Genomic DNA, 17,233 nt, shown 5'->3' on the forward strand with positions numbered 1-17,233 from the left:
ACTTTAACACTCTTAATTGTTTTATAACATTCAACATTAAATCTTATTTTATATAGAAAGCTTATAAATACATATTAAAGTACCACAGCTCCATCTACTGATAATATCTCTCCACTTATATAACTAGCCATATCAGATGCTAGAAATAAAAAAGCATTTGCTATATCTTCAGACTCTCCAACCCTTCCTAATGGAATATTCTTAGCTATTTCTTCTATTAACTTCTTATCTAAAGCAGCTACCATATCTGTAGCGATTATTCCAGGAGCTACTGCATTTACTCTTATACCATCTTTTCCAAGCTCTCTTGCTAAAGATTTAGTTAATCCATTTACTGCGAATTTTGAAGTTGGATATCCAACTCCTGTTCTTTGACCATATAAACTCACTACTGAACTTGTATTTAAAATAACTCCTTCTTTTTGAGTTTTCATTGTTTTTGCTACAACGTTTGTACAGTTGAATACAGCTTGAACATTGATATCCATAATTTTAGAAAAATCCTCATCACTTTGACCATATATTGGTCTATTATCACTTACACCAGCATTATTTATAAGAATATCTATTCTTCCCCATTTTTCTAAAATTATATTTGCCATGTCATGTATTTCACTTATTTCTAATAAATTAGGATAAAAGCCCATAACTTCATAGTTAGGATTAATTTCATTTATTTCTTTTAAAGCTTTATCAACAGTTTCCTTTTTAGAACCACATAAAGCAACCTTGGCTCCATGAGCAAGAAATTTTTTAACAGTAGCAAAGCCTATTCCTCTAGTTCCTCCAGTTACAATAACTACTTTATTATTTATACTTCTTGATAACATATCCATAACGAATCACCTCTTAAATATATATTACTTCAATACACTCCATATACGCTTTTAATAATCGTATCTTATTTATATAATAATACAATAGAACTATAGATTATTCTGACTATAATATAAAACTTTATATTTTTTCTTTATTATTTACTTAACTTAATAGATATCTTACATATATTATTTTAAAATTACTCATTTAATGCCTTAAAATATATAAAACTTATATATTTTTTAATAAAAAAGAGCTATGAAATACTAAATCTTTCATAACTCTTTTTATTTTATTTATTTAATCTTATAAATTTGAAAATAACAAATAAGTAAAAAACTAAAAATATTATATTTAGAATAAATGATACACTATTAAAATTTATTATTGAAAAATTCTTAACTACAAATTGATAATATAGATTTAATACTATTCCTAGTAAAATTGGTATCCCAAGTAATATAACTTTTATTTTATTCTCCTTACTTATATTAAAATTAAGTCTTTTCTTCCATGTAGAATCAAAACTTAATAAATTAAGCATATAAGCAAAACTGGCAAAACAAATAAAATTTAACACCGGTAAAACCTCTTTAATTAAATATTCTGGTTCATTTATTATAAAAATTGCTTTATCGTCTTCTAAATATTTAACCTTTACTTTTGTCCCAATTGGATCAAGTAAATCTCCACTTGTACTATTGAATACTGCTACAACATCAAATAATTCTCCATCATCATTTACTCTAACGACTGGAGTAAAAACTTCATAACTTCTCCCTTTTGATCTTGCCGTTCTCTGATCAATAGATACTATTTCTCCTATATTACTTTTTCCTATAAGCTCTATATAAAATATTCTTCCAATCCCTGAACTTAAAGACCATATAACAAAACAAATAAATATAATATTCCAAAGTCCTTTATTTCCTTTTTCTTGTCTAAATTCTACTCTCATTGACTTTTACCCCCTTCTCTTTAAATTATATTTTTTTACATAATAAAAAACCATATAAAACTTAAAAAGTTTATATGGTTTTAATATTTTTTTGCTCTAATTGTTTAATTATAAATTAAAGTAATTCACCATAATGTTTTCTAAAGACATTTTTCATTATTGTTGCAAGAACCATATAACATATTACTATTCCTAATAACCAAGGGAAATAAGTATATGGTAACGCAGTCATCCCTAATGATGTTCCTAAAAAAGTATACGGAATTACTGTTCCAACGATAATAGCTAAAGTTGTAATAGCTAACACTGGAAGTGATGCTCTACTTTGTATAAATGGAAGCTTTGGTGTACGTATCATGTGTATAACAAGTGTTTGAGACCATAAGCTTTCGACAAACCATCCTGCATTAAATACTGAAATAAATAATATATTATTTACTCCTGGTTCACCATAATATCCTCCAGCAATGCTTGGACAAATTATGAAGAACATAATAATAAAAGTTGCTATATCAAAAACTGAACTTGTAGGTCCTATCCAAACCATAAACTTACCAATTGAAGAGGCATCCCATTTTCTAGGTTTTCTTAAATACTCTTCATCCATGTTATCCCATGGAATTGAAATACAAGATATATCATAGATCAAATTTAAAGCTAAAATTTGAATAGGTAGCATTGGTAAAAATGGTAAGAATACACTTGCTATAACCACTGAAAACATATTTCCGAAATTAGAGCTTGCTGTCATTTTAATATATTTAATTATATTTCCAAAAGTTCTTCTTCCTTCAATAACTCCTTTTTCTAATACCATAAGGTCTTTTTCTAAAAGAATTATATCTGCAGATTCCTTTGCAATATCAACTGCTGTATCAACTGAGATCCCTACATCTGATTCATGCATTGCTGCGGCATCATTAATTCCATCTCCCATAAAGCCAACAGTATGTCCATTTTCACGAAGCACTCTAACTATTCTAGCCTTTTGTTGTGGACTAAGCTTTGCAAAAACATTAGTTTTTTCTACTTCAACCTTTAATTGTTCATCACTCATTTCACTTATTTGAGAACCAAGAAGAATATTTTCAACTTCCATTCCAACTTGTCTACAAATACACTTTGTAACTCCATCATTATCTCCTGTTAAAACTTTTACTGATACTCCATTTTCATTAAGAGCTTTAATTGCAGATAATGTAGACTCCTTTGGTGGATCTAAGAAGGCAAGATATCCCATAAGAACCATGTTAGATTCATCCTTTACAGAGAAAACACCTTCTACAGAAGGATTATTTTTTTGTGAAACCGCAATTACACGCATTCCTTCATTATTTAATCTATCAACTGTAGCTAGTATCTCTTTTCTTATTTCATCTGTTAAAACTTCAACTTTTCCTTTATATTCTACATGTGAAGATATTTTTAACATTTCTTCAACTGCTCCTTTAGTAATTAGCTGAGTTTTTCCTTCTTTATCCTTTATTACAACGCTCATTCTTCTTCTATTAAAGTCAAAAGGTATTTCATCAACCTTAGTGTACTTTTTCTCTAAATCACTAAATTCTGCATTATTAGCATAATTTAATATAGCTATATCCATAAGGTTTTTTAGTCCGGTTTGGAAAAAGCTATTTAAAAATGCATGTCTAAGAACTCTTTCATCCTCATTTCCATGAATATCAAGATGGTATTCTAATACAACTTTATCTTGAGTTAAAGTTCCTGTCTTGTCTGTACAAAGTACATCCATGGCTCCAAAGTTTTGTATTGAATTCAAACTTTTCACAACAGTCTTTTTCTTTGCCATCTTAACAGCACCTTTTGCAAGGTTTGTTGTCACAATCATAGGTAACATTTCTGGAGTTAATCCTACCGCAACTGATAATGCAAATAAGAATGATTCACCCCAGTCTCCCTTAGTTAATCCATTTGCAAAGAATACAACTGGCACCATACACATCATGAATTTAATTAATAGCCAAGATACTGAATTTACTCCTTTTTCAAAACTAGTAACAACCTTCTTTTCTGTAATTGTCTTTGCCATAGATCCAAAGTAAGTATAATCTCCAGTTGCTAAAACAATACAAATTGCTGAGCCACTTACTACGTTACTTCCCATAAATCCTAAGTTTGTACTTTCTAAGGGATTAGTTAAATCAGAAGTTACTCCTTCTCCATATTTCTCAACTGGTTCACTTTCACCAGTTAATGAAGCTTGGCTAACAAATAAATCCTTAGATGAAATTATTCTTACATCAGCAGGAATCATATCTCCGGCTGATAAATATACTATATCTCCTGGTACAATTTCTGAAAGCTCAACTTCTTTTCTACCTACTCTTTCAACTGTAGCTGTTGTTTTTACCATTTCTTTTAACTTCTCAGCAGAATTATTTGATCTACTTTCTTGCACAAATTTCAACATCCCGCTAATAGTAACCATTGTAACTATTATTACTACTGTACTATAAGATCTATCACTTGGTGCTGGTAAAATTATATCTGTAAATGTTGATATTATTGCAAGAATAAAAAGTACAACTGTAAAAGGATTAACAAAGGATTCAAAAAGTCTTTTAAATACTGAATCACCTTTTTCATGTGAAATTACATTTTCACCATACTTATCAATTCTTCTTTCAACCTCTTTATCACTATAACCACTTAGAGAGGTTCCCATTTCTTTTAATAGATTTTCTGAGCTCATTTTGCTTGCTCTTATTAATCTTTCATTCATTAAAACTTCATTTATAACTTTTTGTTCTGTTCTCTTCTTCATAATTCTTACCTCCTAATTCTTTTGAAGAAATTTTTTAGGAAGTAAAGACATTAAACAGGACAAAAGTATCCTTTTACTCTATTCAATTATATTAAGTTCTCGAAAAATGGTAGTAAGAATAACCACAGGAATATTCTTAAAACATTTTTCATAAAAAATACTTCGCCCGTCAGGTTTTATGCCTCCACTACTTCCCGTGTCCATTACTACCACCTCTTCTTTCTTAAATAAATTTAAATAGATTTGTTTTAAACATAAAAAATCCTTACCTAAAATCAGGTAAGGATTAAATTCACGCAAAAACAAAGTCATAAGCACAATAAAAGCGCTTAAGCACGATATCGTTCAAGCTTTAGCTTCACCGGGCAATGAAATTGCATTAGATTATGCCTTATTTTCTCGACATAGCCTGCTAACCTTCTCATAGTGTCTCCACTACTCCGCGGCAGCAATCCGTATCCCGGTGGTAACCTCACCTACCGATTTATATTCCGTTGTTAGTTTCATTCTATGCAATAAAAATTAAAATGTCAACTCCTAAAACTTATTTTTATAAATCATTATTAATACCATCTGCTATGATATTTGTCTCCTTAACTACTTTATAAGCTTTTCTAGCTCTTCAATTTCTTCTTTGCTTATATATCTCCACTTTCCATATTCTATGTCCTCAAGAGTTATATTAACAATTCTAACTCTCTCTAACTTAACTACATTAAAGCCAAAAACCTTACTCATTCTTCTTATTTGTCTATTTAATCCTTGAGTTAATATTATAGAATAGGTATTTTCATTTATTCTTTTAACTTTACAAGGTTTTGTTACTTGTCCTAATATTTCAACGCCATTTTCCATCTTTTCTATAAAATCATCATAAAAAGGTTGGTCTAATGTTACCATGTACTCTTTTTCATGATTATTCTCCGCTGCTAAGACTTGATTTGCCAAATCTCCATCATTAGTCAAAATAATAAGTCCTTGTGAGTCCTTATCAAGCCTTCCTATTGGAAAGACATAATCATCTATTCCTAAATAATCTATTATATTATTCTTAACTTCTTCTGCCGCTGTGCATACAACGCCTACAGGCTTATTAAGTGCTAGATAAATTTTTTCTCTTGGAACTAATGGTTTCCCATCTAAAAGTATTTCATCACTTAGTTCAACCCATTGTCCTTCAATACAAGGCTTTCCATTTACAATTACTCTGCCTTCTTTAATAATTCTATTAGTTTCTTTTCTAGAGCATATTCCAAAATTGCTAAAAAGCTTGTTTATTCTCATTATTAATTATAAACATCCTTTCCAAAATTCAATTTATTATGTACTTTATGTTTTTAGTTCATCTGATTAATTATAGCAGAAGCAATTAATATTTTTAACCAATTAAATATCTTTAAAATTAAACTTTTAAAGATAATTTTACTTAAAAACTATTTCTGATAATTCACCTCAACATTTAAACCTATTATGTCTAACTCTTCTCCTAAAGAATTCATTATCATAGGAACTTATATATTTTCTTTATCAAAATTCTCCTTTTTTTCAATAGTAAAAATATTTACTTTAACCAAAATTTAAAAAATAGTTTATATATTAGGAATATTAGTTTATAATGTAAGTATAGTATATTTAAAACTTAATAACATACTTTAGGAACGTATGGTTATACTATAAAATATTTTTCGGATTTTCTGTTAGCCTGTTTTTATATTGTATTTTTAGAGTAAACAACCTTCTTTGCTTTAAAAATAACTTGGATGATTTTTATGGATAAATAAGCTTAAATTTTATACTTTAAACTTATTTCTTTAAACTCTCTAACTTGGTTTGCCACCAACTACAGATAATCAGTACGATTAGAGAAAAAAGCTAAGGTAATTTAAATTACCTTAGCTTTTTTCTTATTTTAAACTCTATTCAAATAATTTAGCTATTTCTTCTTCAGTAAGACGTTTTAATCCTTTGCCATCCATCGCTTTACCATCCATTAAACTTTGAATAAGCTCTTTTTTATCCTCTTGCATTAATACTATCTTTTCTTCGATAGTATCCTTTGCTACTAACTTTATTACTTCTACTCTATTTTCTTGTCCAAATCTATGAGCTCTATCTGTAGCTTGATCTTCCACCGCTGGATTCCACCATGGGTCAAAATGTATAACTACACTTGCAGAAGTTAGATTTAGTCCTACCCCTCCTGCTTTTAGAGATATTAGAAATACTTTTATATTCTCATCTTCATTAAATTTCTTTACTCTTTCAACCCTTTCTTTAGCCGATGTTCCTCCATCTAAATATAAATAAGAGATACCTTCTCTTTTAAAATCATCCTCTATTTTCTTTAATACTGAAGTAAACTGAGAAAATAATAAAATTTTCTTACCAGCCTCACTGGCATCCTTAACAACTTCTTTTACTACAGTTAGTTTTCCACTTCCTCCAGTGTACTCTGGAATAACTATTGAAGGATCCAAGCAAATTTCTCTTAACTTTATTAAATAGCCAAATAGATTTATGTTCCCTTGTGCACTCTTTCCGTTTATTTTACTTTCATTTAATTGAGTTTTTATTGCTTTTACATATGAATTATATATTTGCTTTTGTTTACCTTTCATTTCTACTAAGTATTTCTTTTCAAATTTTTCTGGAAGTTCACTTAAAACATCTTCTTTAAGTCTTCTTAGTATAAATGGAGTTATTAATGATTTTAATTCATCTAAATTATTTTCATCTAAGATAAAACGCTCTCTAAACCTTTCTTTAGTAAATAAATATCCAGGCATAGCAAAATCAAATATTGACCAAAGCTCCATTAAATTATTTTCTATTGGTGTTCCTGTTAAGGCAATATTACATCTTGATTTTATCTTCTTCACAGATACGGTAGCCTGCGCTGTTGGATTTTTTATATTCTGAGCCTCATCTATTATACAGTAATCGAAACTTAAATTCTCATAAGCCTCTTCATCATTTTTTAAAGTTCCATATGTAGTTAATAAAACATCATATCTTTCATAAGACTTTGATGAAAAATCCATGTTATCTAATTTAATACCAAGACTTCTTTTAAAGTCATTTAAAACCTTATCTCTTCTTGCCTTGCTTCCATGAACTAATCCAATCTTTAAACTAGGTGCAAACTTTTCAAATTCGTCCATCCAATTATATATAACTGCAGTTGGAACAACTACTATGCTTTTACTTTTCTTTTGAGATAATAAAAATGCTATTATTTGAAGTGTTTTACCCAGCCCCATATCATCTGCTAAAACTCCTCCAAATCCTAAATCAGTAATTTCATTAATCCACTTAAATCCTTCCTTTTGATAAGTTCTAAGTTCTGCATTTAAAGCTTTTGGAACAAGTTTTCTCTTAAACTCTTTATTTAAGAGCTTACCTACTATTTCTTGAAGAACATTTCCACCTTTTATAAAAGATAGATTTCTATCTTTTAGTTTTTCTTGTATATATAAAACCTTACTTTTATCAATATTAATTTCATTATTACTTATATTTTCTAATCCTAAATCCTCTAAGATATTTAAGAAATGTACTATACCTGGTTCTTCTAAGTCTAAGTAAGTCTTCTTAGTCTTATAAAATCTCTCACCATTTTTCATAGCATCTATACTTGCTCTAAATTCTTGTATATCAAAATCTCCAAAATCAAATTTTAGCTTATAGAAATTTGAAAACTCTGAAATCTCTGATGATATAAAAGATGAATCTAGCACTTTAAACTCCTGTAGTTCTTTAGATAATATGACCTCTCCTAGCTCTCCTAATTTCTTAAATCCTTTTGAGAAAAGCTCATATATTCCCTCTTCATCACCAATAAAATAGAAATCCTCTTCTCTCTTTATAAATTTAAATCTTTCAAGTTGAAATTCTATATATTTTTCATTTTTTAAATCTCTTAAGAAACTCTTATCCTTTTCATCTCTTATCAAATCAATTATATAGCCACAATAGTCGATCTTTACATTACAATAAATCTTTTCCTTATCTTTGTAAAAGTAAAAGGTTGTTTTCATAAGCTTTTCCTTAAAGTTTTTAACATTTTCATCAAGAACTATATTCTTACTTATATTTTTTAATTCTTCTAAAAGATTTTTTAAGTTTTCTAAAGTTTTCTTATATGTAATTGTATTATTCTTTAAAAACAACTTATATATTGGGATATAGTGTTCTAACTGTCTTTTTCTCGGAAGATATAAATTCCTATCAAAAAACATTACATCTCCTGTATTATTTAAAATCACAGGAAACTTCTTATGATGACTTAATATAAATCCTTCCTTTCCCTCTTTTAAAGTTAAGGCTACTGGAACATTTTCCTTTTTAACCTTAATCTCATAGTTAATTGAATTAAAATTAAAATTTATTTTCTTTTTTTCATCAATTAACTTAAGAAAGTCCTTTAAGTTATTTTGTCTAAGCCTTAAATATCTTCCATTTATCATGTTACCGTTGTCCACAATAAACTGAATTATCCTTTTATCATTTTCCAAAAAGTCATCCTTCAGAGGATCATAGGTAAAACCTTCATTAAATTTCAAAGGCTTTTTTAAGCTATTTTTATATAAGAAATCTTTTAAATCTAATATTAAGTTAGAGGTTGCTACTCCTATTCTAAACTCGCAATTAAACAATTGAATTCCCTCTTTTACCATGTGCTTAATACTTATATCTAAAGAAAGAAATCTCTTTTCTTGTTGTTCCTTACTTTTATCTTCCTCTTTAGTCAATTTGTTTTCCTTCTTATCTATTGGATTTTCACTTTTAATCTTCTTCTTAGCTAAAGAATAAAAAGCATCTCCAGTTGCTGATATATGTTTACACACATAATTTTTTACCTGTTTACTATTCTCCTTAAAGGTTTCACAGCTACAGTTAACTCCAATAATCTCATTGCTTTTCATATTTATTTTTAAGTGAGTATCATAATCCCAGGTTTTATCGTCATTTAATACTCTTCCATAAATATGATAAACTCCATCTATGCTTTTTCCCTTAACATCTTTTATGTATGCTTCCTTAATTAATTTTTTTCCTTGTTCTCTAGTAAAACTGGAAGTTCGCCTTACTAAGTTTTTCATTAAAATTTCTAAATTCAAAGGCATTCCCCTCCTCAACTTTTATAGAATTATTCTATCATACTTATAGATTCCTCTCCACTTAACCTATTTCTTAAGCTTTAAACTATTTATAAAAGCAATTATACTTTTAATATTTTCCTATTCATTTGCTTTTTTCTATGCTTTCTTTTATAAAGCTTATAAAGAGTTCAATCATAGACCAAAAAACCCAAAGGTGAAAAAGTAACTTGCCTTTGGGTTTCTTTTATTCTCTCTTTAAATACACATACTTTTCTAAACTTAATTTTTAATTATAAGTATTATAAAACAATTGAAATCATTTATTTATTTTTCTTTGAAAAACCTAACCTTATCTATGGTCTTTCCATCTGGATTTTTAATCTCCAATGTGAATTTCTCCACATTATCAAAGGAGCTTATTCCATCAAAAGTTCCACTTAACCTATCTCCTCCATTTTCTAGAGATTCCATATTAGCTCCATTCATCCTATACTCTTTCCCATTTTCATCTATAACTTTCATAGCCCACAATATATTTTCATCATGACCTGGTGCTAAATAATCGAAATTTAAAAATAATCCTGTTGGTATAGCCTTAGCCTCATGAATAACTATATTAGGTAATTCATTTTCAAATGAATATTGTATCTCATTAACTTGAGTAAATTTATCATCTAAATTAACAGTTAAATTCCAATTTAATTCTGAACTATAAATGAGATTATCTGTAGTTAAGTTTCTAAAGTTTATATTATTAAACTTTATTTTAAGCTCATCCATTTTAGGAATTTTTCCTTCTGTTGACTCAAATAAAGTTCTTAAGTAAAGCTTTCCTTCACTTGCTTTACTATTATCAAAGGTATAATCAATACTTCCAATTGCACCCTTCTGTCCATCTTCAGAAATTATTTCTCCATCTCCAGTGTATAAGGATATATCATTATAAACATCAATCTTTTCACTGTCTAGTTTTAAAAGATTCTTAGCATTTTTTACATCTAACTCAAATTCTAAAATTATATGACTACTATCAACTAAAACATTATTTAACTTCATATTAAAATCATCAGTAACTATCCCTTCATTTGATATTTCTTGAATATAATTGTTGTTTATTGCACTTTCAATTCCAGGATTATTGAAAAATAACTTATTAATGGTTGCTCTAACTGGACTTGATAATCCTATTAAAGTAGTAAGAGTTAATCCTGCTGCTACAGCTATATATTTTCTTTTATTTGATTTACCTTTTCTCTCTTTGCTTTTCATATATATTATGTTCTTATGAGTTTCATCAGAACTCATATTACACTCTTCATTTAAACCTTTATTATCTTTTATGTCTAACTCTAATTTTTCTAATTTATCTTTTTTACTAAATATATATTCACTTGATAACTTACTTTGGTCTTTTTCACTATTTTTTTCTCTTATATCATTTAAAGCTAGGTTAACCTTATCTAAAACAACTTTTGGAACTTCTATATTTTCATTTTTTAAATTTAATAATTTCTTTTCTAAGTTATCCATCTACTTTACCCCCTTATTAACTCCATAAAAATCTCTTAAGTCGTTTCTTGCCCTACATAACCTTGACTTTATGGTTCCTTCCTTATCATCTAAAATATCTGAAATCTCCTTCACACTAAATCCCATAATATAATAAAGTGTTATGACAATTCTATAATCCTCTTTTAACTGATTTATGGCTTCGTTAAGTTCTAAATTTCTTATTCCCTTTTCTTTATAACTAACAGCATTAATATCATCTATAGAAATAATTTTCTTGTTCCTATTTAAAATATAGTTACATCGATTTATTAAAATCCTAATTAACCATGTATTAAAAAACTTCGGCTCCTTTAAAGTATTTAACCTTTCATAAGCTATCATTATGGTTTCTTGCATTGCATCCCCAACATCTTCATCATTTTTTAATATAGATTTACCTATTCTATACATCTGTTCTGTAGATTTGTTTATAATCTCTATAAAAGCTTCCTGTTCTCCACCTAAAGCCCTTTCTATAAGCTCTTGCATTTTTAGCTATTCCCCCTTAATAATCTTTTAAAATTTATTTCCTTAAGACCTCTTTCACTTATTAGATAAACTTCCTCCTAAAAAGGTTGCAAATTATTTTTTAATAATTAGGCTATGTTTTAGAGGAATGTTGATTTTTAGCCAATAATTAAAATTTAATAGATAGCTTATTAAAACTTACTTATAACGAAATAAAGTGCTATGTAAGGTTAAAACTTATGAACCCACATAACACTTTTACTTAGTTTAAAAATTTAATTAAGATTTTAGTTCTGGAAAGCCATCAAATACATAAAAACTTTTCCTACTCTGTTCTATAAATGGATCAAACATTTTTTTGTACTGAACTGGGAATGAATATGCGAAGCTCTTAATTCTATCTCCATCAAAAACAGTAAAACTATAATTTCCAACTCCGCTTCTTTCTAAGTATATATAAAACCAATTATCTCCACATTCTGATTCAGTTACATCTCCATTTCCCGTTTCTTTATTATATAAACTCTTTACATCAAAACCTCCACTATTTTCACGATTACTTAAAGAAAATTCCATAAGTTTATCTTTACTTTTAAAAGAAAGAGTGCTTTTATCTTCTAAACAATAGCTTTGATCTAAAGTAAATATATTAGGATACTGAGCCATAGTCCCATTTATCATTGCCGTTTCATACTCATAATTTCCATATATATCTCCTAAACTAATAGGTTGTGGTCCAATTAAGTATCCATAGGTATTATCATTATCCTTTAAATTATTATAATCATTCACCTCTAAACTTAAACTTGCTCCGCCAGATTGCTTTTCATCCATTACTACTCTTAAAACCTTATTATTAGGACCAATATTCATATGTTCATCTTTTATATAGGCCCCATATTCTTCATTTTCTATAACTTCATTATTTTTAAACTTATTTTCCTTTGGTATTTCTTCAGTATTTTCTTCTTTCTTTCCATTGTTATCTTCGCTTTTTTCTGCTGGATTTATATCTTTATAAATACCATTTTCAAAGTCATAAGTTATTTCTGGCATATTCTCTTCTTCCATAATTTCATTTATTCTCTTACTAATAAACTCATTAAGGTCTCTATAATTTTCTATGCCATTTTCTCTTAACTCGGTTTCAATTGACTCATATGTTATACCCTTATTGCCTCCGCCTATTAAACTTGTCCCAATACTACTAATTAACGTAACTATACTTGTTATAATTGAAATTACCCACACTAAAATTCTCCTCCAAATTATAGCCAATAAACTTTTTTCTTTTAATTGACATTATTGTAACATATCATTATGTTATCTATCTTTAAATTTTACTGAATCATAATAAAAATTCACTATTAATTTAATATATTTCACAACTTATTTATCTTTAAATTATCTATTACATCATGTATTTTATAATTTAATTATTTTTAATAATAAATCTCTATTTTATCTCTGATGGATATCCATTAAATACTTTAAAGCTTTTTTTACTTTGTTCTATCATTGGATTAAGAGCTTTTTTATACTCATCTGGAAATTCATATAGAAAATATGTGACCATGCCATCCTCTAGAATAGCAACTTTATAATATCCATCTTTCCCCAATCTCATATAATACTCAAATTTATTATCTTCTATTTTAGACTCAACTACTTCTCTACCTTTTGTTTCTTCATTGTAAAGGCTCTCAGCTGTCCACCCATTTATATTTTCTTTACTATTTAAAACAAATCTAATAAGTTCATCCTCAGTTCTAAAAGAAAGTGCAGACTTATCTTCTAATCCATAACTTTTATCTAAAATAAATATATTAGGATACTGAACTGAAGCACTTGAAATCATAACAGTTTCATATTCATACTCACCATGTAAATTTCCTATACTTGTAGGATTTTTCCCCATCAAATATCCATACGTATTATCATAATCTCTTATCTCTTTATAGTCCCATTCTTCTAAACGTAATTTATCATTCCATCTTTTAGGATTTTCTTCTGTGATGATTCTTAATATCTTCTCATTATTTTTATCTACTGAGTCTTTACTTATCTTTTCTTTATCTTCTTTGGACTCAGTATTACTATTATTATCTTTATTTATCATCCAATTTTTAAAATCATTTTTAATTTTACCACTATCTTCAGAAATATTATTTGAGTTTTCCATAACTTCCCTATTCTTATCATAAATAAACTTAGTTAGACTTTTATAATCATAAGCTCCATTCTCTTCTAAACTTTTTTCAAAAGTTATAAAACTTACGTCATCTCCACCAAACATTAAATTACCTAAACTACTAAATAGTGTAATTATACTTGTTAAAATTATAATTGTTCTCAACTAGTCTCCCCCTTGAATAAACCATTTAATTTCTAACTTTCTTTTTATTAACATTATTGTAACATATTATAGTAATTAAATTGTATTAATTTTTATCTATTAATACAGTTCAACATAAAACAAAGTAATTTATAGAAAAAAATTTTTTTAAATATAATTAATATATTTATTTTCAATTTTAAACTTTAACCTTTAAAACTTATAGATCTTAATGAATAATCAAGTATTAATTTCCAAATACTAAAAAGGTATTTATAATTTGAAAGGTAGTGACTATTTATTATGAATCCATTTTTAGAAAAAAGTTCAAAAATTCAATCACATTTTACAGATTGGAAAAATATCGCTGCAAAGCCTTATAATAAAAGTGAAGTTGATCCATACACCAAAACTAGAATAATTTTAATGAACGGAGCTGAATTTGAGTCAAACTGGTTTTCTCATCAATTTTCTAGACATTGCTCAAATAATGAACTTAGAAGAGAAATTGCACTTTCTAGAAGGTTAGATAAGCAGCAACAAATGCTAATAGGCTCATTAAGACCTGCACATGAGACTATTCTAGAAACTACTATAAGTTATGAACAACTTGCAGTAGATTTAACTGCAAAGCTTGCTAAAAGAGAGTCTAATAAACAAGTAAAACAAGCACTAGATTTTGCACTACTTGAAGATTTTGACCATTTATACAGATATTCAGATTTACTCTTCATGGAAGAAGGAGTTAAGGCCGAAAAACTAGTAGGTCATTACACAGAAATAATGCCAGCTAGACCAACAATCGCTGAACATAGATGCCCTACTGATAACATAAGAAATTTTGTTGATTTTAAAACAGCTGATATTCTTACTAAATTAAACATATCAATAATAACAGCTGCTGAACAACAAACTATGAATTATTACATGAATATAGCTGGATTTTATACTAGTGATATTGGAAGAAGCCTCTATCAAGAAATCGGATTAATAGAAGAACAACATGTTTCTCACTATGGAAGTCTTATAGACCCTAATTGTACATGGCTTGAAAGCTTACTTATGCACAAATATACTGAAGCATATTTATATTATTCTTGTTATAATTCTGAAGTTGATCCATATATAAAAGGTTTATGGGAACAAGGTTTTGTTCAAGAGATTTCTCAATTACATCACGCAGCTGAACTTCTTAAAAAATATGAGAAAAAAGAATGGCAAGAAGTTATTCCAAATGGAGATTTTCCAGAATTATTAACTTTAGGTGAAAATATAGATTATGTTAGAGATATATTAAAAAACACTGTTAACAATACAACTATAAAAGATGATTATGTGGATGTAAGCACACTAAAATCTGATTCATCATTCCATGAATTCCAAAGTAAAGTTAATGCTGATGTTGCGAGTGTTCCAAGTCATAAGGTTATAACAGAATTCATATCAAAAAATAATCAAGATTATAGATTTGAAACTTGTGAAAATCCTATTGAAGATTTAAGAGATAGAAAGTCTGACAATACTTCTGTAGGTAGAACATCTTTAAGTTAATATAAAAATAATTATAAAGAGCCAATATTTTATTAAATATTGGCTCTTTATATGCTTTATAAAAGAAATTTTAACACATTTTGGGTTTGTTGATTTTATTTGCATCAATCTATATAAAAATTATTTTATTGACTACTTATATAATATATTTATCAAAATAGACTACAATCCTATACTAATGAAAATAAATCATTTAAAGCTTCACTCATAGTAGGATGAGTAAATATATTATCTCTTAAGAAAGTATAATCTTCATCAGCCTTCATAGCTAAACTAACTGTATTTATTATTTCAGCTGACTCTGCACATAATAATGTACAACCTAATATCTCATCAGTATTTATATCTACTATAGCCTTCATCATTCCTTGAGTTTCTCCAATAACTTTTGCTCTTGGAATAGCATTAGCCTCTAATTTAACTGTTTTTATTTCAAATCCTTTTTCTAAAGCTTCTTTTTCACTTAATCCAACTCTAGATAAGTTTGGTTCAATAAATACTGAATATGGAATAGCTCCTCTGTCATCAGTAGTTCTTTTTCCTTCTCCAAATAAGTTATCCTTTATAATTCTAAAGTCATCTAAAGAGATGTAAGTAAATTGAGGTCCCCCATTAACATCTCCAATAGCCCAAATATTAGAAACATTTGTTTTTAATCTATTATCAACTGATACTGCTCCTCTATCTGTTAATTTAACTCCTGCAGCTTGTAAATTTAATTCTTCAGTATTTGGTTTTCTACCTATAGCAATTAAAACTGCATCTCCTTTGATTTTATTTAAATCACCTGAGTTGTTTTCATAAGAAATTTCAACCTCTTCATCTATTTCTTCAAAAGATTTAACCTTTGAACCTAGTAAAAATTCAATTCCTTTTTTCTCTAATATTTCTTTTATACTGTCAGATATATCTTCATCTTCTCTACCAGCGATTCTATCAAATGCCTCTATTACTGTTACCTTTGATCCAAAACTTGCATAAATTGATGCAAACTCTAAACCAATGTATCCTCCACCAACTATAACTAAATCTTTTGGAAGTTCTTTCAATTCCATTATTGTAGTACTGTTATATATTTTAGAACTATCTTTTATTCCTGGTATATTGGGTATTATAGTAGTAGCTCCTGTATTTATGAAAATATTTTCTCCTTCTAAAACTATCTCTTCTTTTTCACTCTTAACAAGTATTTCTGTGTTTGATATGAAAGAAGCTGTTCCAGTGTATATGTCTATATTTTCATTGTTATTTAACATACCGTAATTTTTATTTCTTAAAGCTTCTATTAAGACATTTTTATCTTCTATTGCTTTTCTATATTCTCTTGCTTTTTCTTCAAATGTATTTAACTCTTTATATAAGGCAACCTTTGCTTTATGTACTAAAGTTTTTGTTGGAATACATCCTATATTTATGCATGTTCCACCATGCATCTTATCTGACTTCTCTATTACTGCTACCTTTTTTCCCATTTTACCTAAATATCCAGCAAGTGTTTTTCCACCTTTTCCAAATCCAATTATAATGTATTCATATTTATTCATATTAATTCCTCCAAACTATAAGTATTGATTCATATCTTATTTATGCACTTAAATATTATTTTTTAATTAGCTTTTTTAAAAATATTTCTTAACTTGATTTAAGTATATCAATTCATATTT

Annotated in this window: 11 protein-coding genes and 1 riboswitch; of the genes, 1 reads left to right on the forward strand and 10 read right to left on the reverse strand. The window is 27.7% G+C overall.

Annotation, left to right across the window (positions count from 1 at the left end):
• Window positions 1–74: 74 nt before the first annotated feature.
• The 9 genes from OIF33_RS07335 to OIF33_RS07375 form a co-directional block, all read right to left on the reverse strand.
• Complete coding sequence (locus OIF33_RS07335; RefSeq protein WP_322503577.1) at window positions 75–836, reverse strand: glucose 1-dehydrogenase; 762 nt, start codon at window positions 834–836, stop codon at window positions 75–77.
• A 275-nt stretch (window positions 837–1,111) separates the two neighbouring features.
• The gene (locus tag OIF33_RS07340; RefSeq protein WP_322503578.1) at window positions 1,112–1,777 is read right to left on the reverse strand and encodes a hypothetical protein; all 666 of its coding nucleotides are present in this window, start codon (window positions 1,775–1,777) and stop codon (window positions 1,112–1,114) included.
• A 115-nt stretch (window positions 1,778–1,892) separates the two neighbouring features.
• The gene (gene mgtA / locus OIF33_RS07345; RefSeq protein WP_322503579.1) at window positions 1,893–4,562 is read right to left on the reverse strand and encodes a magnesium-translocating P-type ATPase; all 2,670 of its coding nucleotides are present in this window, start codon (window positions 4,560–4,562) and stop codon (window positions 1,893–1,895) included.
• A 333-nt stretch (window positions 4,563–4,895) separates the two neighbouring features.
• Window positions 4,896–5,053, reverse strand: a riboswitch (M-box (ykoK) riboswitch).
• A gap of 106 nt (window positions 5,054–5,159) precedes the next feature.
• Window positions 5,160–5,846: a pseudouridine synthase gene (locus OIF33_RS07350; protein WP_322503580.1), complete on the reverse strand. Its 687-nt coding sequence runs from the start codon at window positions 5,844–5,846 to the stop codon at window positions 5,160–5,162.
• A 632-nt stretch (window positions 5,847–6,478) separates the two neighbouring features.
• Window positions 6,479–9,682 (reverse strand): DEAD/DEAH box helicase, encoded by a 3,204-nt coding sequence (locus tag OIF33_RS07355; RefSeq protein WP_322503581.1) that lies wholly within the window; start codon window positions 9,680–9,682, stop codon window positions 6,479–6,481.
• A 306-nt stretch (window positions 9,683–9,988) separates the two neighbouring features.
• The gene (locus OIF33_RS07360; RefSeq protein WP_322503582.1) at window positions 9,989–11,194 is read right to left on the reverse strand and encodes a hypothetical protein; all 1,206 of its coding nucleotides are present in this window, start codon (window positions 11,192–11,194) and stop codon (window positions 9,989–9,991) included.
• A complete protein-coding gene (locus OIF33_RS07365) occupies window positions 11,195–11,704 on the reverse strand; it encodes an RNA polymerase sigma factor (RefSeq protein ID WP_322503583.1) in 510 nt (169 codons plus the stop codon).
• Between the two features lie 258 nt (window positions 11,705–11,962).
• A complete protein-coding gene (locus OIF33_RS07370; protein WP_322503584.1) occupies window positions 11,963–12,934 on the reverse strand; it encodes a hypothetical protein in 972 nt (323 codons plus the stop codon).
• A 205-nt stretch (window positions 12,935–13,139) separates the two neighbouring features.
• Window positions 13,140–14,039, reverse strand: a complete 900-nt coding sequence (locus tag OIF33_RS07375; RefSeq protein ID WP_322503585.1) for a hypothetical protein — start codon at window positions 14,037–14,039, stop codon at window positions 13,140–13,142.
• Window positions 14,040–14,321: 282 nt separating this feature from the next.
• Between OIF33_RS07375 and OIF33_RS07380 the strand changes: the two genes are divergently transcribed.
• Window positions 14,322–15,569 carry a hypothetical protein gene (locus tag OIF33_RS07380; protein ID WP_322503586.1) on the forward strand — a complete coding sequence of 416 codons (1,248 nt, stop codon included), beginning with the start codon at window positions 14,322–14,324 and terminating at the stop codon, window positions 15,567–15,569.
• A 170-nt stretch (window positions 15,570–15,739) separates the two neighbouring features.
• On the opposite strand, the gene OIF33_RS07385 is transcribed toward OIF33_RS07380, so the two are convergent.
• A complete protein-coding gene (locus OIF33_RS07385) occupies window positions 15,740–17,113 on the reverse strand; it encodes an FAD-dependent oxidoreductase (protein ID WP_322503587.1) in 1,374 nt (457 codons plus the stop codon).
• Between the last annotated feature and the right edge of the window lie 120 nt (window positions 17,114–17,233).

Origin of the sequence: Clostridium sp. LIBA-8841, from assembly GCF_034439435.1 — a bacterium.
GTDB lineage: Bacteria > Bacillota > Clostridia > Clostridiales > Clostridiaceae > Sarcina.

What these genes read in the sequence shown, in the direction of transcription:
- mgtA (WP_322503579.1), bottom strand. Translation starts at nt 4,562, where the DNA reads ATGAAGAAGAGAACAGAACAAAAAGTTATAAATGAAGTTTTAATGAAT.
- OIF33_RS07335 (WP_322503577.1), bottom strand. Translation starts at nt 836, where the DNA reads ATGGATATGTTATCAAGAAGTATAAATAATAAAGTAGTTATTGTAACT.
- OIF33_RS07385 (WP_322503587.1), bottom strand. Translation starts at nt 17,113, where the DNA reads ATGAATAAATATGAATACATTATAATTGGATTTGGAAAAGGTGGAAAA.
- OIF33_RS07350 (WP_322503580.1), bottom strand. Translation starts at nt 5,846, where the DNA reads ATGAGAATAAACAAGCTTTTTAGCAATTTTGGAATATGCTCTAGAAAA.
- OIF33_RS07360 (WP_322503582.1), bottom strand. Translation starts at nt 11,194, where the DNA reads ATGGATAACTTAGAAAAGAAATTATTAAATTTAAAAAATGAAAATATA.
- OIF33_RS07380 (WP_322503586.1), top strand. Translation starts at nt 14,322, where the DNA reads ATGAATCCATTTTTAGAAAAAAGTTCAAAAATTCAATCACATTTTACA.
- OIF33_RS07365 (WP_322503583.1), bottom strand. Translation starts at nt 11,704, where the DNA reads ATGCAAGAGCTTATAGAAAGGGCTTTAGGTGGAGAACAGGAAGCTTTT.
- OIF33_RS07340 (WP_322503578.1), bottom strand. Translation starts at nt 1,777, where the DNA reads ATGAGAGTAGAATTTAGACAAGAAAAAGGAAATAAAGGACTTTGGAAT.